General features: G+C 38.9%; 14 protein-coding genes. 7 read left to right on the top strand and 7 right to left on the bottom strand.

Annotated elements, in window-relative coordinates; translation table 11 throughout:
* Positions 1–64 precede the first annotated feature (64 nt).
* The 4 genes from RLO81_RS11815 to RLO81_RS11800 all read right to left on the bottom strand — a co-directional run bounded on the left by RLO81_RS11815 (position 65) and on the right by RLO81_RS11800 (position 8,764).
* A complete protein-coding gene (locus tag RLO81_RS11815) occupies positions 65–3,838 on the bottom strand; it encodes a S8 family serine peptidase (protein ID WP_350111737.1) in 3,774 nt (1,257 codons plus the stop codon).
* 246 nt (positions 3,839–4,084) lie between these two features.
* On the bottom strand, positions 4,085–6,973 hold the full coding sequence (gene gcvP / locus RLO81_RS11810) for an aminomethyl-transferring glycine dehydrogenase (RefSeq protein ID WP_350111735.1): 2,889 nt from the start codon (positions 6,971–6,973) through the stop codon (positions 4,085–4,087).
* Positions 6,974–7,086: 113 nt separating this feature from the next.
* Positions 7,087–7,977 (bottom strand): lipoyl synthase, encoded by an 891-nt coding sequence (lipA, locus tag RLO81_RS11805; protein ID WP_350111733.1) that lies wholly within the window; start codon positions 7,975–7,977, stop codon positions 7,087–7,089.
* Positions 7,978–8,035: 58 nt separating this feature from the next.
* Entirely contained in the window at positions 8,036–8,764 is a 729-nt protein-coding gene (locus RLO81_RS11800; RefSeq protein WP_350111731.1) for a hypothetical protein, read from the bottom strand.
* An 83-nt stretch (positions 8,765–8,847) separates the two neighbouring features.
* Between RLO81_RS11800 and RLO81_RS11795 the strand changes: the two genes are divergently transcribed.
* Positions 8,848–9,243: an OsmC family protein gene (locus RLO81_RS11795; protein WP_350111729.1), complete on the top strand. Its 396-nt coding sequence runs from the start codon at positions 8,848–8,850 to the stop codon at positions 9,241–9,243.
* On the opposite strand, the gene ytxJ is transcribed toward RLO81_RS11795, so the two are convergent.
* Genes ytxJ through RLO81_RS11780 form a run of 3 tightly spaced genes read right to left on the bottom strand, consistent with a single transcriptional unit; the run spans position 9,240 to position 14,118 of the window.
* A complete protein-coding gene (gene ytxJ, locus RLO81_RS11790) occupies positions 9,240–9,575 on the bottom strand; it encodes a bacillithiol system redox-active protein YtxJ (protein ID WP_350111727.1) in 336 nt (111 codons plus the stop codon). The two genes, RLO81_RS11795 and ytxJ, sit on opposite strands and share 4 nt — an antisense overlap.
* 3 nt (positions 9,576–9,578) lie before the next feature.
* Entirely contained in the window at positions 9,579–12,086 is a 2,508-nt protein-coding gene (locus tag RLO81_RS11785) for a hypothetical protein (protein ID WP_350111725.1), read from the bottom strand.
* Positions 12,087–12,138: 52 nt separating this feature from the next.
* A complete protein-coding gene (locus RLO81_RS11780) occupies positions 12,139–14,118 on the bottom strand; it encodes an alpha-ketoacid dehydrogenase subunit alpha/beta (RefSeq protein ID WP_350111723.1) in 1,980 nt (659 codons plus the stop codon).
* A gap of 79 nt (positions 14,119–14,197) precedes the next feature.
* On the opposite strand from RLO81_RS11780, the gene RLO81_RS11775 reads away from it, so the two are divergent.
* The 6 genes from RLO81_RS11775 to RLO81_RS11750 are packed head-to-tail and all read left to right on the top strand — an operon-like array spanning position 14,198 to position 21,479.
* Entirely contained in the window at positions 14,198–15,433 is a 1,236-nt protein-coding gene (locus RLO81_RS11775) for a M16 family metallopeptidase (RefSeq protein WP_350111721.1), read from the top strand.
* A 4-nt stretch (positions 15,434–15,437) separates the two neighbouring features.
* Complete coding sequence (ispF, locus tag RLO81_RS11770) at positions 15,438–15,914, top strand: 2-C-methyl-D-erythritol 2,4-cyclodiphosphate synthase (protein ID WP_350111719.1); 477 nt, start codon at positions 15,438–15,440, stop codon at positions 15,912–15,914.
* A complete protein-coding gene (mnmC2, locus tag RLO81_RS11765) occupies positions 15,911–16,597 on the top strand; it encodes a tRNA (5-methylaminomethyl-2-thiouridine)(34)-methyltransferase MnmC2 (RefSeq protein WP_350111717.1) in 687 nt (228 codons plus the stop codon). Before ispF ends, mnmC2 begins: the two co-directional genes overlap by 4 nt.
* Positions 16,598–16,657: 60 nt before the next feature.
* Complete coding sequence (locus RLO81_RS11760; protein ID WP_350111715.1) at positions 16,658–19,342, top strand: TonB-dependent receptor; 2,685 nt, start codon at positions 16,658–16,660, stop codon at positions 19,340–19,342.
* Positions 19,342–20,418 (top strand): DUF4249 domain-containing protein, encoded by a 1,077-nt coding sequence (locus RLO81_RS11755; RefSeq protein ID WP_350111713.1) that lies wholly within the window; start codon positions 19,342–19,344, stop codon positions 20,416–20,418. Before RLO81_RS11760 ends, RLO81_RS11755 begins: the two co-directional genes overlap by 1 nt.
* Positions 20,415–21,479, top strand: coding sequence for a DUF4249 domain-containing protein (locus RLO81_RS11750; protein ID WP_350111711.1), 1,065 nt, complete (start codon positions 20,415–20,417; stop codon positions 21,477–21,479). Before RLO81_RS11755 ends, RLO81_RS11750 begins: the two co-directional genes overlap by 4 nt.
* Positions 21,480–21,481: the final 2 nt, after the last annotated feature.

Raw genomic sequence — 21,481 nt, 5'->3', positions numbered from 1 at the left:
TCATTTCTAAAATAGAAAAGGGGCCTCTTTTGAAGACCCCCATTCATCTGGTTTACGGTTGAAATTAATTCTTAATAATCTTATTGATTAAAACATTCTCACCGTCTGTCACTTCCAGGAAGTAGAACCCTGCTTTTAGAGACTGAACTCCAATTACATTATCTGTTCCTGAAAGATTGCCTTGCTGCCAAATTTTTCCTGTAGCATTATAAATTTTATAGCTTGTCGCTTTCATTTTACCTGTAAATACATTCAAATGACTTTCAACGGGATTAGGATAGAAGCTGAAACCATTTGGTCGTATACCATCAGACTGAACAGTTTTTCCTAAATCGGAGAATGTACTGAATGTAGCCCCTCCAACACAGAAGTTAGTAGTCTGGCTAGAAGCAAATGATCCGCCTGAAGCTAATACAGTTGCTCCATCTCTTAGAGAATATGAACCATTACCATAAGAGCAGCACATTCCGTCACCATACTGGTCAGAAATTATAAAGTCATAGCATCCGTCAGGTAGCGTTACATCAATATTCAACGTAGATCCATCTGCTTGAGAAGCATATGTCCCACCAGAAGCAACTACAGTGCTACCATCTACAATTTGCCAGCTAGTTTCTTCAGGGTAATTATCAAAAACTAAAGTTAAAGTAACATCTGTAGAACCCGGGCCAGAAGTTCCGGCACCCATCGTTAGATCATCAATAGCAATATCGCCTGTATAGTTAGATCCAGTTGTGCCCACGAATCTTAACTTAACAACATCTCCAGCATAGGATGATAAATCTACATTGGCCGTGAGCCAAGAGTTTCCTTGATTACCAGACTCACTCCAAACACTAGTCCAAGAAGTACCATCAGTTGATGCTTGCAGATTTAATGATCCCATTGCACTTCCGTACATGTGATACTTGAAGCTAAAGTTTACTGTAGTTTCACCATCAAGATCAAAGCATGGGCTTTCAATAATCGTTGTTTTACTTGGATAGTTAGGTGAAGATGCCTCCACATATAAGTAGAAAGAACCTTCTGTTGCAGCAGAAGGACCCGTGCTTCCCGAAGGAGTCGAGCCAGATCTTCTCGCCCAATTGAAATCATCGCCTGCAACTTGACTCCAACCACCTAAGCCAGATTCGAAACCATCAGAGTAAGGTAAGTTTACTGTCGATGAACAAGTGATTCCAGCACTTTGAGTAGTTGCTGACACGTTAGCTGCCGCTGAAACATTGCCTGCTGCATCTTTAGCTCTAACACTGAAAGAGTAGTTAGTACCTGCAGTTAATGCCGTAACATTTGCAGAAGTACCCGTAACAGTTCCTAATAATGAGGCTGCTTGATAAACATCGTAACCAACAACTCCAACATTATCTGTAGAAGCAGTCCAAGTTAACGTTAAGGATGTTTGGGTAATGTTAGATGCAGCTAGATTCGTAGGTGCTATTGGCGCCTGAGTATCACCTGCTGCTGCTCCAATGATAATCGTATAATCTTCCACTTCTCCATAGTTAAACGAACCACAAGATGATGGCGCTGCATTATATCTCATAATCACACGCATTCTTGTGCTTGTTTCAACTGCGCTTGAAGGAATTGTAAAGTTTCCACTAACAGGAGATGTTTGAGTAGGAGATTGTGCAAACACCTGCTCTCCAGCATCTGTGAAATCACCATCTTTATTATAATCTATCCATACTCCGTAAGCCTCATTGTATAATGAGCCTGTCCATGTTGGTGTGATAGTAATAGTATGAGATTCTCCTTTTGCCAGGCTTGTAGATACCGAAGTAAAATCCTGATATCCTCCTGCACCAGCACTTGATGCGTTGTTAATTCCGCCAACTTGTACTCTGCTAATGTATTCGTCAGAGACACTGTTTCCATTGGCAGCACAGTAGTTTAATTGTACTTCTGTTGTGGCAAAATTTGTAGACAAAGTATAGCTTGAGTTGCTTCCATCTGAACATTTACTTCTTACCTGAACTTCGTAGTTTGTAGAAGCAGAAAGGCCGGAAAAATCGTAAGATGTACCACTCACTGCTTCAACAGTCCAAGTACTAGTACCTGCTACTCTATATCTTAAATCAAAAGTTGCTCCTGAAACAGCATCCCAACTTGCAGACGCGGTTGATGAGCCAATGCTGCCTACAGAAAGACCCGTAGGTGTTATTGCATTGCAAACTACAGGTGCGCCACTTACACCGGTTACTATTAAAGTAAAATCTTGGCTGCCACTTGTTAAAGTACCTTTGTGGGTTACGGTTATTGTATAACTACCACTCGCTCCAGTAATATCTACTCTTTCGTAAGGGTCTACATTATTATCAGATTTTGAACTTGATGTAGGACCTGTAAGCCTGTATGGAAAATATGTGGTACTCGACTTAGTTACTCTTATATCCAAATCATTTACCAAAACTGGCGTTGTTAGGTTAACAGTTCCGGTGTTTTCAGCACCAGGAAGATCTGTCCAAGAAATTGAAGCTAATAATGGCTCAAGTCCATTGGCATCAACAGTGATACTGTAAGACTGGCCTGCAGACAATGTTAATTCCTCAATTCTTGAATTATTTCCATTCTCTGTGATTGCTTCAGCAGCAGCTTTAGCGTTCAAAAGTCCCCATCCGAAAACAGCATCCGGGCCTGAAACTCCAGCATCATCTGCCGTATGAAGAGCAAGACCTTTTAACGTTGCAGATCTCATAAAAGAACCGTTTACGTTATTATAGTGCTGTTGCAATAATAACAATGAACCAGCAACATTAGGAGATGCCATTGAGGTACCAGAAATAGAGTTGTATGCAGAGTTGCTACTTTCATAAGTAGAATAAACACCTGTACCATTTCCAGTAATATCTGGTTTAATTCTAAAATCATCTGTAGGACCTTCACTGCTACTGCTATTGATTGCAACTGATATTAAATTACCGTTACTATCAACATTCGCATCTTGAGCATTGGCAACAACCAGGTTATTTTTAGAAGTAGAATGACCTGTTAATTTATCAAAACCACTGCCCCCTGTAGGGTTCGTATTAGCAGTGTTATCATTACCGTCATTACCGGCAGCCACTACCATTAGATAGTAAGGTGCATCGTAAAGAATTTGATCCCATGCAGCAGACTCATCGATATAACCTCCGAAGAAATATTGTGGAAGTTGTACCTGTCCAAATTGGTTTCTGGTTGCATAGCCATAAGAATGGTTTGAAACTAACATTCCGCTAGCTGCTGCCGCAGTAGCTTCCGTTTTATCGTTATTCCAGTCATGCCCAATGGCATATGCATGTGGAGCCATACCTTTTGCAGCTGCCTGAAAGCCAGAGGCGATAATGGTCCCGGTTACGTGAGCTGCGTGGAAGTTCAATGTGCTGGTTCCATCACCAATTGAAAATCGGTTAGAACCACCTGCACCATCATACTCCTGGTGAGTGCTTCTTGCCAAGCCACCGTCCCAAACATAGGCAGTCATGTTTTGGCCATTTAAAGATAACCCCAACGAGCCTCCTGAATTGAGGTGGTCAGTTCTGGTAGAACGAGCCGCATCTACATTAAAAGTGGTATAGTAGATTGGTTGCCCATCAACAACTTTCTGGAGTTCAATGAGTCTTCCATCAGATAAAGAAGTTCTTATTGGCCATCCATTTCTTTCTGCTTGTTCAATAGCAGCACGCTTTTCACTTTCAGCTTTCTGTCTAAACTCAACTTCTAGCTGATTTAACTTAGTAATATTTGATTTTTCTTGAATTTGCTCTCTTTGAGCCTTGTTTTGTGCCAGTGATATGGTGGTGGACACAAAAAGTAAGGGCAATAGAATACCCCTTAGAGTAAAACTTCTAATCATACAAATTTGGTTTAGGTTGAAAAGGCACAAATATGCCAAATAATATTATGGATGCAAGAGAATTTTCAGACGACTAAACTGACTTTGTCGGATTAGTCAGAATTTAAGTTTGTAAGTCTTTCAATCACAACAAATTACGTTCGCAATCGTTTGCGAATAAAATTTAAATTTTTTTTCTCAAGTAAGAGGGAATAAAAAAAGGGTCGAAAAACGACCCTTCAATATTGAATTATTTTCTTACTAAGTTCATACTTCTAGAGCATGAGAATCCTCATTATATTCCTCAAGTGGCAAGCAGCTGCACATTAGATTTCTATCTCCATAAGCACTATCTATTCTTCCAACAGATGGCCAGAACTTAAATTCTTTAACATAAGCCAGTGGGTATGCCGCCTTTTCCCTTGAATAAGGTTTATCCCATTCAGAGGCTGTTATAACAGCAGCAGTATGTGGTGCATTTTTCAATACATTATTCTCTTTATCGGCAATTCCTGATTCAATTTCGCTGATCTCTTTTCTGATTTCTATAAGAGCTTCGCAAAAACGATCTAACTCCTCTAATGTTTCACTTTCAGTAGGCTCAATCATCATGGTGCCTGCAACTGGGAATGAAACTGTAGGAGCATGGAAACCATAATCCATCAATCGCTTGGCAATATCCTCTACTTCAACTCCTGCTTTTTTAAAATCACGACAATCAATAATCATTTCGTGTGCAGCCCTACCGTTTTTGCCTGTATAGAGCACATCGTAATGGCCTGTTAACTTTTCTTTGATGTAATTGGCATTAAGAATGGCAATTTGTGTTGCCTTCGTTAGGCCGTTTCTTCCCATCATGGCAATGTAAGCATACGAAATAGTAAGTATACTGGCGCTACCATAAGGTGCAGCAGAAATGGCGGTAATTGCCTGATCACCCCCTGTTTTAATTACTGGATTGCCAGGTAAAAATGGTTTCAACTGACTAGCAACACCGATTGGGCCCATTCCCGGGCCACCACCACCATGAGGTATGCAAAATGTTTTGTGCAAATTAAGATGACAAACATCTGCCCCGATATTAGCAGGACTGGTTAAGCCAACCTGAGCATTCATGTTTGCACCATCCATGTACACCTGTCCACCAAAATCGTGAATGATCTGGCAAATCTCTTTGATGCTTTCTTCAAAAACTCCGTGTGTAGATGGGTATGTAACCATTAAGGCAGATAAGTTATCCCTATTGGCCTCTGCTTTAGATTTAAGATCATCCACATCAATATTTCCTTGTTCATCGCATTTAACGATTACTACTTTCATACCTGCCATCACTGCACTCGCTGGGTTGGTACCATGTGCAGAAGATGGAATTAAAGTAACAATTCTGTGATGGTCGCCTCTGCTTTCATGATAAGCCCTGATCACCATCAAACCTGCATATTCGCCCTGCGCACCACTATTTGGCTGAAGTGATACGGCATCAAAACCAGTGATTTCGCATAACCATGCCTCCAAATCAGTAAATAATTCCTGATACCCTTTGGTTTGTGAAGCAGGGGCAAAAGGATGGATCTTGCCAAATTCGGGCCACGTAACCGGAATCATTTCCGTTGTTGCATTCAACTTCATTGTACAAGAGCCCAGAGAAATCATGCTATGAACAAGCGATAAATCTTTATTCTCGAGCCTTTTGATATATCTCAGCATTTCGTGCTCAGAATGAAATTTATTGAACACCATATGCTCCAAAAATTTACTTGTTCTTTGTAAGTTGTTTGGCCAGTCAAGGGAAATATTGTCTGCTTCTGACTGGATGTCGAATGTTGTTTTCGTGTCAAAAACTGAGATAATCTCAACAATATCTTCTATTCTGGTAGTCTCGTCTAATGAAATTCCGATATGACCATCATCAAAATATCTAAAGTTCATATGTTTCTCTTCTGACTTGGCTTTGATTCCTTCCAAGTCTGAAACTTTAACCTTTAGTGTATCGAAATAATTTTTATTCACTTGTTGAAAACCGGCTTCTTCGATTCCGTTAGCAAGCAATTTAGTTAGGCCATGTGTTCTTTGTGCGATCTTTTTAAGGCCTTCAGGTCCGTGATATACGGCATACATACCTGAAATTACTGCCAGCAGGACCTGAGCAGTACAGATGTTCGAAGTAGCCTTTTCACGTCTGATATGCTGCTCTCTCGTTTGAAGAGCCATTCTGTACGCACTATTTCCTTGGGCATCTATTGAAGCTCCTATTATTCTTCCCGGTATTTGTCTCTTATAATCCTCTTTTGTGGCAAAAAAAGCTGCGTGAGGGCCGCCAAATCCCATTGGTACTCCAAACCTCTGGCTTGAGCCAACTACTACATCTGCGCCCATTTCGCCTGGTGATTTCAACATGACGAGACTAAGCAAATCCGATCCAACAGAAACAAAAACCTCATTCTCCTTTGCCGATGCAATTAAATCAGAATGGTCTATTACTTCTCCATCGTTATTAGGGTACTGAATATAAATGCCATAAAGTGATTCATCCGTTAAATCCAATTTAGACAAATCATCAATCACTAAATCTATGCCTACGGGAATTGCTCGGGTTTTAAGCAAATCAAGTGTTTGAGGGAATACGTTTTTATCTACAAAAAATTTGTTCGAATTTTTCTTATTTCCCTTCCTAAGACCCATTAACATCGTCATTGCTTCTGCTGCTGCTGTTCCTTCGTCAAGAAGAGAGGCATTGGCTATTTCCATTCCGGTCAATTCAATAATTGTGGTTTGGAAATTAATTAGCGCTTCAAGTCTGCCTTGCGCGATTTCTGCCTGGTAAGGAGTATAGGCTGTATACCACCCCGGGTTTTCAAGAATATTTCTCAAAATTACCGGTGGCGTAATGGTATCATAATAGCCAGTGCCTATATATGATTTGAATATTTTATTTTTTGAAGCCAATACTTTAAAGTCACTCAAGAACTGGTATTCGCTCTTTGCTGAAGGTAAATCCATTGTCTTTTCCAACTGGATTGCCTTAGGAATAGTCTGATCTATTAAGTCTTCTAATGAATCAGCTTTAATGAACTCAAGCATTTGATTTACCTGGTTTTCATCAGGTCCGTTGTGGCGGGTATCAAATCTTTCTCGGTAGTTAATATCTAATTTCATATTTGTTAAGTAGTGGCCTTCAAATGAGACTGCAAAGTTAATATTATTTTGGGTAAAAAAGAGGCCTCACTTTATTACAAAATGAGGCCTACTATTGTTCCATAAATCTTCAATTAAATAGGAACATTTACATGTCTTTCTGCATGGTAGGATGATCTTACCAAAGGACCTGATTCAACATATTTTAATCCTCTTTTTAACCCCTCTTCTCTGTAAGCATCAAACTGATCTGGGTGAATAAACTCTGCAACCTCTAAATGCATTTTAGTTGGTTGTAAATATTGGCCTAAAGTCAAAATGTCTAGTCCGTTTGCTACCAGGTCATCCATTGCCTTATGTACTTCTTCAGGCTTTTCACCTACCCCTAACATAATACCTGACTTAGTACGCTTACCTGCTTCTTTGGTAAGCTTTATTTGTTCAAGGCTTCTGGCATATTTAGCCTGTGGCCTTACCCTTCTGTATAAACTTTCTACCGTTTCCACATTATGAGAAACTACTTCCTGACCACCTTCAATCATCCTATACAAGGCGTCCCAATTACCCTTTACATCGGGTATTAATGTTTCTATGGTTGTTTCAGGCGAAAGTTTCTTGGTTTCAATTACTGTTTGATACCAAATTTCTGCTCCACGATCTTTCAGCTCATCTCTGTTAACAGACGTGATAACAGCGTGTTTTACGCCCATTAATTTAATTGCTTCAGCAACACGTTTGGGTTCCTCCTCATCGTATTCAGGCGGGCGACCTGTAGCCACGGCACAAAATGTACAGCTTCTTGTACACACATTGCCTAAAATCATAAATGTGGCTGTACCGGCTCCCCAACATTCTCCCATATTAGGGCAATTGCCGCTTTCACAAATGGTATGAAGTTTATAATTATCAACAAGCTTTCTGACTTTCGCATACTCTTCTCCTACAGGAAGTTTTACACGTAGCCAGTCAGGCTTTCTGATTTTGCTTTTCTTATCTTCTTTTGAAACTACTGGAAGTTCTATCATGCGCTAGTAATTATCGAAATGCAAAGGTACATTTTAACTATAGAATTAACCAGTAAGACTACCTTCTGGTTCCGTAGAATATGGTAATATAAGCTGTTGGAAATATGGCTCTATTTTCTACACCGGCCATCAGGTCAATTTTTTGGGTGTAGGCATCCAGTAAAGCGCCTATTTCAACACCAGTGACGCTGCTTTTCAATGTTCCCATTTCAAAACTTAACCCAGCCTTTAAGTTAGCCCCAATGCGTAGATTGGATTCTTGAATGCCCTGAAAGAGATATCCGGTACCAATAATTCTTTCTATTGAATGTATAGCCGGATCGTATGGTACTCTTTCTGTATTGCCACCAATCGTTGAATTGCCATCTGGGCTATATTCAATGTAATAAGGTGCTAGAACGCCTATGGATGGGCCAATTGCAGTAATTGCTTTAATTTCTACACCTTGCTGCGGTGCCTTTCTGAATAAAATTAGTTCTCTACCATATTGGAATCTAAGTGCATAGAGGTAATTAACCTTACCAAAAATGAAACTGCTACCGGCCTGTGTTCTAAGCTGGGTTTCCTGGTTGTGCTTAACATTCATTAGTTCCAAGCCTACACTCTCAAATAAATCATCACCAATTTTTCTTGACTTACGAAAAGTAAACCCACCAATCAGCCCCCCTGAAGTATTTTTGTTTATTCCCCAAACAAATTCCGAATTATAATCTTCATTATCTTCCTGAGCAAAAGACGTGAGCCCAATGAGAAGAAGAAGCGGCAGTATTAGAAACTTTTTATTCACTCTACAAAAGAATATTTAAATTTAGTAAAATTAAAACGGAAAACCTTTGAAGATAGTTTAACCCAATCTAAATAATGATACAAATGAAAGTAAATTACCTTGGTTCGTTAAGGACTGAGGGAACTCATCTTAAATCTGGCAGTAAAATTATTACAGATGCACCGACAGACAATAATGGTAAGGGTGAGGCATATTCCCCAACAGATCTACTCTGCTCTTCATTATGTTCTTGCATGATGTCACTTATGGGGATTTATGCCAATATCGAATCAATAAGCCTTGAAGGGTTAAGTGCAGATATCACTAAAGTAATGGCAGCAAATCCACGCAAGGTTAAAGAAGTAATTATTAACTTTTCTATTCCTAAAATAAATGCTACTGATGCACAGATAAAAGGATTGAAGCATGCAGCATTAACCTGCCCTGTTTCACTGAGCCTATCAGCTGAACTAAAACAAACAATCAGTTTTAATTTCTAGGCCGTAACGAATTTTATGAAATCAGCATACGAAATACCCATATGAGAGTTGTGGTGTACCACTTCTTTGTTTCGAATTAAAATAGCCTGGGGTGATTGGTGCTGAACGTTGAGCTGCTCTTCAATTTGATTGGATAATGGTCTGTATTGAATTAAATCCAGGTAGTAAGGCTTTATCCCATCCGATTCATCCCATGAACGTTCTAATCTATTTAAAGCCATACTACTAATTGAGCACCGCGTGCTATGCTTAAAAATTAGCACTGGTGAGATTTCGGATTCTTCAATAATTGAATTAAGCTGATCTGCTGAAGTTAGGTGATTCCAGTTCATATATTAATCATACCAAATGTCACGTTCGCGTTTATCAAAACGGGGAGCCCTTTCTTTTTCTTTCAGATTATCTGGCTGGCCCTCATTCTTCTTAAATATTTTAGCAAACAATAATTTCAAGCTAAAAAGTTTCTCTTTTTCCTGGGTAGCACTATTTTTTCCTCTCGCATAATTAAAACTAGGGTGCCGGTCTTCCAAACGCTTTTTACTCATTTTTATATTACCCTGATAATTAGAGGCACTAATTGCTGCTTTCGATGGGGCTCTGCTTTTTAAAGCCTCATTCACCGAGCTAGGGTTACGCTTATAATTAAATGCCAACTTGGTTCGCCCTTTAAAGGATGTGCCCCTGGCTGTTTCTTTAGATGGTGCAATGCCCGGTAGTGACTCTTTAGCCGTACTTGGGTTTTTTCTGACAGACCAAGTAACTTTTGTTCTACCTTCAAAACCTATTCCTTTTTGTGCTCCTGACCCTGGCGGTAGATTTTTTAGAGACTCATCGGAAGCACTAGGATTCTGTTTATATTTCAAGGTTACTTTAGTTCTACCCGTAAACTCTCCTCCCTGGAAGTAGTTCTTATTAGGTGCATGTTTTTTCAGAGCTTCATCAGCGGCCGCAGGGTTCTTTTTGTACCTTCTCCTGTCTTTAACTGTTCCCTGATAATTGCCAGCAAGCCTATCGTTTTTAAGTGCCTGTTTTACTTTTAAAGATTCTTTTGCGGCATTTGGGTTTTTCCGGTAATCATATTTTCTTTTAAGATTGCCCTTGTAAGTACCTGCCAATGCATCAAAGTTTCCTCCCTGATACCTTGATTGTTTTAACGTACCCTGATAACCTGATATGTCATCTTTACTCTTTGATAGTCTTACTTTGATGGCTTTTTTATCAGCGCTTGGATGACGTTTATAATCGAACCTTCTTTTCTGCCCACCCTGATAAGTACTAGATAAAGCATCAAAATCACCACCTTTAAACCTACCCTGTTTTATATTTCCGGTGAAGCTGGTTGCTTTTAATGTGCTTGATGATTCTTGCGCTTTGGTTGTAGATTTTCCATTGTTATTCCAATTGTTTCTGGCTACACTTCCTCCGCCTTTTAATGGCTTACCAGCTTTTATATTTCCCTGAAACGATCTTACTCGCTGACTTTGCTCAGAGTTATTTGCCTTTGTAACTGACCTACCATTATTATTCCATCTAATTCCTGAAATGCTACCACCACCTTTCAATGGTTTGCCAGCTTTTATATTACCTTGAAAGGACCTAATTCGTTGATTTTGTTCGGCATTGTTGGCGCGTGTAACGGATTTACCAGAATTATTCCATCTCCTACCTGAGATGCTACCTCCGCCTTTTAAAGGTTTACCGGCTTTTATATTTCCCTGAAAGCTCAACCCTTTACTTGTGCCTGATCCTGGAGGATTACTGCCACCCAATTTCTTGCCTGCACTTTCCTTTCTACTAGATACAGATTTATAACCACTCCCTTTAATTTTACCTTTATAGGCTCGATCGCCTCTTCTACTTTTATTTGTTGGATAAGGAGTAAACTGTGGCCCCGTAAATTTTGGTCCAGTGCTCGTCCGTATCCTCAGTTTATTCCCAGATATATCTTTTTTCCAGGCTCTTTCTGGTCTTCTTGTGGCAGATTTATATCCACCTCCAAATCCCCCGGTATAGGCTTTATCTCCTTTTCTTCCCGGACTGGTGTATCGTGTTTTTGGTGGTTTTTGAACGCCCGGCCTTCCTGTTGTTCGCTTGGTTTGGAATGTTCTTCCAGTAATATCACCTTTAAAGGCTTTCTCCCATTTCTTTTTTGGCCTGAATGAACTGTAAGGTGTTTTACGCTTTCTCACACGATAGGCTCCGGAAGCTGATCTAGGCACAACTCTTCCTGAAGTAGCCTTTTGCTCAGAAGATCGTGTTGCCGAACGTACAGAGCCACCCTGATAACTACTTTTACCAGTGAACGTTACTTTCTTGGTTCTTTTATTTAGAGCCCTGCCGTTAATACCGCCTTTCCATGCTTTTTCTCTTGGCCGGTTTGTTGTCCGAGGTGGGCCTGAAGCTCTTTTAGCCGATTCAGAAGGACGCTGCGTAAATCGAGCTTTCGATAAGGCTTTTTTAGCTACACTTGCTTCTGTTTTTCTCTTTCTTCCAGCATACGGGTTAGGCTGTGCGTAGTTGGCATTTGAACGAAGTCTAGAAGATTTTATCCTGGTAACTTTTCGGCCTGTGATGTCTCCTTTATAGGCTTTTTCTCCTTGCCTTGTTCTGGATTTAAAGCGGGCTTGCCTTAACTTACTTTTGTTTGATCTAGCTCGGTCACCTCTTCGTTTTAGCCTTCTATTATCCTTATTTTTTCGTTCATTTAGGCGTTCGAATTTATTCTTTTCCTGAGCCTGCGCTATATTGGCACCCTGAAAACAGGAACCACAAACAATTACAAGAACAAGTATTGTCCACTTTAGGGGCTTAGAAATGCTCGCGCTATGGTAATGAAAAGACAAAATAATTATGCGTAAAAAATGAGCTACGTTAGCTTAGAACGCATCAAGTTAACTAAAATTCGACTAAATCTTTAATTTTTTGAGCTAACCTACCCTTTGGTAAAAAGTTTTGCTCTAATGGCGGTGAAAATGGCACAGCTGTGTCTAAACTCGCCTCTCTTAAAATGGGTGCATCCAAATATTCAAAACAGTGTTCACCAATCCAGGCTGAAATCTCACCACCAATACCTCCCGTTAAGCAGTCTTCATGTAAAATGAGGACACGGCCTGTTTTTTCTACCGTTTTTCTCACCGCTTCTTTATCCCACGGCAATAATGATCTTAAATCCAGAATATCGGCAGAAACCTCAGGATTACTTTTCATTATTTCTTTCGCCCAGTGAACACCCATCCCATAAGTAATAATTGAAATATCAGAGCCCTCTGTCACTAAATTAGCTTTCCCAATTTCAGTAGTATAATAATCGTCACAAACCTCGTCAGTTAAAGAACGATAAAGCATTTTATGCTCAAAGTAAATTACAGGATTTGGGTCTTCGATAGCTGCACATAACAAGCCCTTGGCGTCCCTTGGGTTTGAAGGATATACCACCTTTAACCCGGGTGTATGAAAAAACCAAGCCTCGTTTGATTGACTATGAAACGGCCCTGCTGCTACACCTGCCCCGGTAGGCATTCGAACCACAACATCAGCATTTTGCTGCCATCTGTAGTGAGATTTGGCCAGGTTATTTACAATCTGGTTGAAACCACAAGTAACAAAGTCAGCAAACTGCATTTCAACTAATGACTTTCGTTTCTTGATAGACATTCCAAGTCCAATACCAATAATTGCTGATTCACACAAAGGGGTGTTTCTAATCCTATCTCTACCGAATTTATCTACAAACCCTTCTGTAATCTTAAACACGCCACCATAATCAGCAACATCCTGCCCCATTATTACCAGTTCAGGGTATTTTTCCAAACTTTGTTTTAATCCATCAGAAATGGCATCTACATACCTTTTCTCAGAAAAACTGTCAGATTCTTCTACAGCTTTTTGTTCAAATGGGTAATACATATCCTCCACTTCCACTTGTGTGCTTGCCACCGGAAGTGCTTCGGAATAGGCCTTTTCTAAGCCTGAATCGATATCTGCCAGAATACTTGCTCTGAGCTTTTCTATATGCTTTTTTGTAAGAACCTTCTCATTTAAAAGATATTGCTCAAAATTTTCCAATGGATCCTTTTTAGCCCAGTAATCCATTAACTCTTTAGGCACATATTTAGTACCTGAAGCCTCCTCATGTCCGCGCATTCTAAAAGTCATAGCTTCAACAAGCACAGGACCACCACCATTTTTTCTTAATTTTTTCGACAACTTGTCAATAGTGTCATATACTTCCAGCACATTGTTGCCATCAATTTTAACCGCTTCAATGCCATAACCTGGTCCCTTATCTATGAAATTTTTGAATTTGAATTGCTCTGAACTGGGTGTTGAAAGCCCATAACCATTATTCTCCACCACAAAGATTACTGGCAAATTCCACACAGCTGCAACGTTCAGTGCTTCGTGAAAGTCTCCCTCACTGGCACCACCGTCTCCAGTAAATACCAATGTGGCCTTAGACTCTTTGCCTAATTGATTAGCTAAAGCAATGCCATCGGCTACAGCCAACTGCGGTCCCAAATGCGAGATCATGCCAACGATATTATAGTCATTCGTGCCGAAGTGAAAAGAACGATCTCTCCCTTTAGTAAATCCATGGATTTTACCTTGAAATTGAGCGAATAATCTATCGTATGGAACATTTCTGGATGTAAATACACCGAGGTTTCGATGCATTGGAAGTATATATTCTTCATCTGTTAATGCTTTGGTTGCACCTACAGATATTGCTTCTTGCCCTATGCCTGAAAACCATTTGCTTATTTTCCCTTGTCTTAAAAGAATAAGCATCTTCTCCTCGATCATCCTAGGCCTTAATAAGCCTTCATAAAGATCAAGTAGCAATTTGTTTGAGTATTTCTTCCTATCGAAATTCATAACTAAAATTTTGCCGCAAAATTAAGGCATTGGTATTGCCCTCAAAGTGAAGGGTTATATTTATTTTTGGACATCTAATATGATCCATTTCAAAGAATTTTGGCTTAATAACGGGCTGCAGGTAATTGTACATGAAGATCCAAGTGTTCAGATAGCCGTTCTCAATTTACTATATAAAGTAGGCTCCCGGGATGAAGATCCAACAAAAACGGGCTTTGCACACTTATTTGAACACCTTATGTTTGGAGGTTCGATTAATGTAGAAAATTTTGATAGCGAGCTTCAAAAGGTTGGCGGTGACAATAATGCATTTACTAGCCCCGACATTACCAACTATTACATCACAGTGCCACATCAAAATATTGAATGTGCTTTTTGGCTGGAATCTGACCGAATGCTCGGCTTACCTTTTAGTGATAAAGTGCTGGAGGTGCAAAAAAATGTAGTAATTGAAGAGTTCAAGCAGCGGTATCTGAACCAGCCTTATGGCGATTTATGGTTAAAAATGAGGCCATTGGCTTATCAAAAACATTCCTACAGGTGGGCAACTATTGGCAAGGAGATTAGTCATATCGAAAATGCAACTCAGGATGATGTAAAGGCTTTTTATAATAAATATTATACCCCAAACAATGCAGTATTAGTGGTAGCAGGTAATGTTACTGTGAGCCAGGTTAAAAAACTATCAGAAAAATGGTTTAGTGATATTCCTTCAGGCCAACCAATTGAAAGAAATTATAAGAGCGAGCCTTTGCAAAACCAAAAACGAGAATTGGTAATTACTGCAAATGTGCCAGCTGATATGCTTACAATGGCCTTTCATATGCCCGCACGATTTGCTGAAGGTTATCATACAGCTGATTTGGTAAGCGACATTTTAGGCAGGGAAAAATCGAGCAGGTTGTACAATGCATTGGTAAGGGATTCTGAAATATTTAAAAGCATCAATGCTTATGTTATGGGTTCGTTAGATCCTGGTTTATTGGTTATAAGCGGAAAACTTTCGTCTGGAGTATCCACTGAGCAAGGCGAGAAAGAAATTTGGAATGTAATTAATTTACTGCAAAATTCAGGGTTAGAGAAACAAGAACTTGACAAAGTAAGAAATCAAGCTGAATCTACATTGGCTTTTGGTGAGGTGGAGGTATTGAACAGAGCCATGACGTTGGCTTATTCAGCACTTTCAGGTGATGTTAACCACTGCAATGAAGAAATAAATAGGATTCGAGCTGTTGAAGAATCAGATATCATGAAAATGGTGAATGAACTTCTGATAGAAAAAAACTGCTCTGTGCTACATTATAAATCAAATTAGGCAAATGAAAATTAGAACGGGTTTAGGTTATGATGTTCATCAATTAGTGGATGGCAAAGATTTTTGGCTTGGTGGAATTAAAGTTGAACATAGTAAAGGAGCTGTAGGCCATTCAGATGCCGATGTTTTAATCCATGTAATCTGTGATGCGTTGTTAGGCGCTGCCAATATGCGCGATATCGGTTACCATTTTTCTGATACAGACCCGGCATTTAAAGGCATTGATAGTAAAATACTTTTAAAGGATGTTATGAAATTAATTGGAAATGAGGGCTGGAAAATTGGCAACATTGATTCTACCATCTGCTTGCAAAGACCCAAAATAAATCCTTACATACCAGAGATGAAAAAATGCCTGGCTCAAGTTATGGGTATCGATGAGGAAGATATATCCATAAAAGCTACCACTACCGAAAAACTTGGTTTTGTTGGTAAGGAAGAAGGTGTAGCTGCTTTTGCAACTGTACTGATTACTAAATGAGTAATGATCATCTAAAAATAATTACCACGGAAGATGGCTCTCATTCTTTATACAACAAAGAATTAAATGAGACATACCACTCATTTCATGGGGCTCTTCAAGAATCCAGGCATGTTTTTATTGAAAATGGCTTAAGGTTTTGGCATACCAACAATCAAAATAGAGGTAAGGTTAGAATCTTTGAATTAGGGTTTGGAACAGGTTTAAATGCCTTACTTACATTAGACTACGCCATCAGCCAGAATATTGACATTGAGTATGAATCAATTGAGGCTTATCCGTTGAATAAAACTCAATATGAATCATTAAATTATTCACAATTAATTGCTGAAGGGAGCTTAAGTAGCTATTTCACACATTTACACGAGGCTGAGTGGGATACTTTTGTTTCAATTCATGATAAATTTCAGTTAAAGAAAATCCATAGCCAAATTGAAATACTAGACGTTAGTAGTCATAGTTATGATATCATTTATTATGATGCTTTTGCTCCGAGCAAACAACCACAATTATGGGAGATACCCCAAATTGAGAAAGTTGTTAAATCTTTATCCCAGGGAAGCGTATTTGTCACCTATTGTGCTCAGGGTCAGCTAAAAAGAAACCTTAAAACGCTAGGCTTAGAAGTAAATACTTTGCCAGGCCCACCAGGTAAGAAAGAAATGGTCTTAGCCATAAAGTAGGCAATATCCCTTAATTTACGTGATTCAGTATAATACAATAAAGGGCTACATTTGATTTCTATGCGAGGAATCATTACAGGCATCGCTTTATTGTTTTTTGTAAGCACAGCCAAAGGTCAGAATGTAGATTTTCGAGTTCCAGAACACAAAATAGGTGTTTCACTTACAGAATTCTTAAATGAAATTGAGGAGAAAGAGTATGTAAAATTCTTCTTTCTGCCTGAATGGACAGCTCAAATTACAGTATCTACCAGTTACAAGGATCAGCCAATTGCTACTGCCCTTCAAAGCATTCTGGCAGGAAGATCAATAAATATCGAATACATATATGATTACGGGATTGCTTTAATTAAGGATCCAACAGCCGATATCATCCGACAAGAAATTCTGGATAACATTGATGGTGATTTAATCAGATATACCATTGGTGACTCGGTAAATGCCAATTGGGGAAGTAATGTTCGAATAAGAGGCATCATTAAAGACGAAAAATTTAACGAGCCCCTCGTTGGAATAACAATTTACGCCAACGAAGTGCAAAAAGGAACCGCAACTGGGGCAGACGGAAGTTACTCTTTAACCCTGCCTGTTGGTAAACATATCATCACTTATGCCGGACTAAATTACCAAGATAAAAATATCGCTTTTTCTCTTTATGAATCGGGTAAGTATGATGTGATTATGGAAGAAAAGCCCATCACACTTGATGAAATTGTAGTGAAAGACAACGCTGAAAAAGAAAATTTTGAAAGTAATGTTGTCGGCCGAACCAGAATCACGGCAGCAGAATTGCAAACCATCCCAGCATTTTTAGGGGAAATTGATGTAATTAAAAGCATTCAATTATTGCCAGGTGTAAACAGTGTTGGAGAGGGCAGTGCAGGATTCAATGTGCGAGGCGGTAGTGTAGATCAAAACTTAATATTATTAGATGAAGGCATCATCTTTAACCCCAACCACCTTTTTGGGTTTTTCTCAGCTTTCCACCCTGACGCACTTAAAGAAGTAACCTTTTACAGAGGTGCAATTCCTGCACAATATGGTGGAAGAATCTCATCGGTATTAGATGTGCGACAGAAAGACGGTGATAGAAATGAATATCATGGATCTGGCGGATTGGGTATAGTAACCAGCCGTTTAATGGTTGAGGGACCTATTGCTAAAGACAAGGTAAGCTTTCTTTTCGCAGGCAGAACGTCCTATTCCGATTGGCTTCTTAAACAAGTTAAGAATGATGATGTAAGAAACAGCGAGGCTTTCTTTTACGATGTAACTGGAAAAGTGACTGCGTATATTAATAAGAAAAACAAAATCGCTGCCAGCTACTATTTAAGTAATGACAAGTTTAAGTTTTCCAATGATACGGCCTACTATTGGCAAAATCATAGTGCCTCTATCACTCATGAAAGCTATGTCAACCAAAAACTTTCGCTATTCAACAACTTTTCTGTGGGTAACTACAATTACGAGGTACGGGATGAAGATGTGGATGAGTCATTTTCATGGAAATACAGCATCGATAATTTTCAGTTCAAGTCTTATATAAATTATGCATTCGAAAAGCATCTTTTGACAGCCGGTGTTGATGTGAAAGGTTATGACTTTGCTAGAGGCGACCTTAAGCCACTATCAAGCTCATCCAATGTGCGGAATATTGAGTTGAACAATGATAGATCTCTGGAAGCCGGAGTTTTTATTAGTGACGAGATGCAGGTCGGAAATAACCTCATTATTACACCAGGCTTAAGGTATTCTTTCTATCGACTATTTGGTGACCATCAATTGTTTAAGTACAACCCAGAACTACCAAGGGATGATTTTGAAATAATTGACACCGTGAACTATGATAATGGCGAAGTAGCAGCTAGCTACTCCGGTTTAGAACCACGCTTATCAGCTAAATATAGTCTAGATGCCAACAACTTTATTAAAGCAGGATTTAGCAGGTCATATCAGTATATCCATTTACTGTCTAATACAACAGCCATTACTCCTATTGATTCGTGGGTGCCTAGTTCAGAATATATCAAACCACAAATTGGTAATCAATATTCTATTGGTTATTTCAAAAGAATGCCAGTAAAGAAATTAACTGCATCAGTAGAAGTGTTCTACAAGCAGATTGACAATGTTCCGGAATACAAAGATGGAGCACAGTTAGCATTAAAACAGAACATTGAAACCGAATTAGTAAATAGTGAAGCCGATATAAGGGGACTTGAATTTTCTATTCAAAAAGATGGCCGATTGTCTGGAGAATTTAATTACACCTACACTTCTTCGAGAAGAAGGACTTTCTCGCAGTTTGAGAGCTTGCAAGTGAATAATAACGAGTTCTTCCCTGCGAACTATGACCAGCCGCATAATATAAAAATTAATGCAAACTATGATATCTCCAGAAGACATGTGTTATCATTTAATTTCAACTTAGCCTCGGGCAGACCAATAACCGCACCGGTAGAGCGCTTTGAAATTGACGGTGTTTTGGTAGCGAATTATACAGAGAGAAATCAGTACAGAATTCCTACTTATCATAGGTTGGATGTGTCCCTTCTAATTAGAACTAACCATAAGAAAGATAAAAAATGGGAAGGAAGCTGGTCGTTTACTTTGTACAATGTCTATTCAAGAAGAAACGCCTATTCAGTTTTCTTTCAGGAAAGTGAAAGTGGCAGGCCAACCGCTTATAAGCTTTCTGTTTTAGGGTCAATCTTTCCATCTATCACCTACAACTTTAAGTTTTGATGAGAAGTTTAACAACCATATCTCTTAGTTTCATTCTAGTTACTGCGTGTATAGATCCTATTGATTTTGAAACTGATTCAAATGCTGACGGAAATATAGTAATCGATGCGCTTATTACTGATAAAGAAGAGTCGAGCAGGGTAATAATCTCTAAATCAGTTCCATATTCTGAATATGTTTCTAATACAACATTAAGTAAAATGAGAAACGCTCATGTGGTATTGAGCGTGGGTTCTAATGAATTGATATTTAGAGAATTCGAGCCTGGTACATATATACCACCAGCAGATTTTAAAGCGATTGATGGGTTAGAATATAAGTTAACAATAGAATTAGAAGACGGCAAAAGGTATGAAAGTGACGTAAACAGACTCACTAATAATGCTGATATAGAAACGGTGCGTAAAGATTATACCTTTAGAACAACCTTGAGTAAAAATAATGTTGAGGTTAGTAAAGGTGGTGTAGAACTTTTATTAGATACCAAAATATTGGATGACAATAAATATTACAGGTGGCAATTTACAGGTACTTATCAGATAGAATCCAAACCCGAACTTGTGACCCCTGTTCCGCCTACTTGCAGTGGTATTGATATAAACCCTGAAACAGGTATTGACGAAGGGACGGGTATCTGTACTTGTTGTATATGCTGGGTTACAGAATCCGAGAACCTTATTCTTTCAGATCCTTCTTTTAGAGATGGCCAAATTAAAAATGTACCAATAGCCTTTATTGAAAATAGCGAAGGTAGGTTTGAGAAGAAATATCATTATGCCATTGACCAGATAGCTATAAGTCAAGAAGAATATGAATTTTGGAGGGCAATAAAAACACAAAAAGAGCAAGGTTCATTATTTGCCCAACAAGTTGGTAAAATACCATCAAATATTAATGAAGTAGGTTCTGAACAAGGTAATGTGCTGGGCTATTTTAGCGTAGCGTCTATCACATCCACAAGTGGTTATCTTACTGCTGCAGACGTACCAGAGAGAATTTCTGTATTACCCACGCTCATTGGAACTTGTCTTGGATTTGATGGTGCGACTAATATTAAACCACCATTTTGGGAATGATAAAATTAAAGACATATTACTTTATTCTATATGTAACAGTCGTATTACAATTCAGCTGTATTGATAAAATTAATGTAGATGTAGAATCAAAATCAGGCAGCCTTGTAGTAAATGGTCAAATTACTGATCAGGAAGGGCCATATGAGATACTGCTGTACAGGTCTTTAGGTTATTTTAATTATTTAGAAGAAGTACCCGACCCAGTGCCCGGAGCCAAAATTACTATAGAAGACGATTTGGGAAGTGCGATAGAACTGGAGGAAAGAAGGCCAGGGGCATATTATACACATAGCGGATTTCAAGGTGAAGTTGGTAGGAGCTATATTCTAACTATCGAATTAAATGATGGATCGGTTTATAAATCTAATCCCGAAAGAATGCCCGTTAATGTTGGCATCGATTCATTAATAGCTGAATACAAAGTAAAAACAAAGGTTAATAAAAACAATGTTCCTTTAGATTTAACAGGCTTTGAAATACGTATTAAAACAAATCCACTTAATGATACAGATGGGTTTTACAGATGGCGTTACAACAGCATTTATGAGTTTAGAACATTCCCTGAGTTGAGAGAAAGGCCACCAGGTACAATAAACCCACCACCCTGTGCTGCTGGCATTGTATGCACTTGCTGTTTTTGCTGGACGACCGAATCATCTTCTAAGGTAGTTGTGTCTGATCCAGAATTAGTAACTGATGATTTAACTGACATCATTGATTTCATTGTTAATGAAAACAGCAGATTTACATTTAAATATTATATTGAAGTAGAACAACTGGCACTAACAAAAAGCGGTCATACATTTTGGGATTTAGTAGAAAGGCAACAGAATCAAGGATCATTATTCGATCAGCCCTCAGGGAAAATGCCGGTGAATATGTACGCCCTAAGTGACGAAAACGAGCCTATTTTTGGTCATTTTGGGGTGGTTTCTATAACGAAAAAGGATCGATTTATACTTCCTAAGGATTTGCCTGTAAGATCAATACAATTAGATTCCATTAAAGAAGATTGTCGATTGTATAAAAACTCAACCAACGTTAGGCCATCATTCTGGTAAAT

The sequence above is a fragment of the Fulvivirga sp. genome, from assembly GCF_040220315.1.
Taxonomy (GTDB): Bacteria; Bacteroidota; Bacteroidia; order Cytophagales; family Cyclobacteriaceae; genus Fulvivirga.
This window is presented reverse-complemented; position numbering and strand designations above follow the sequence as displayed.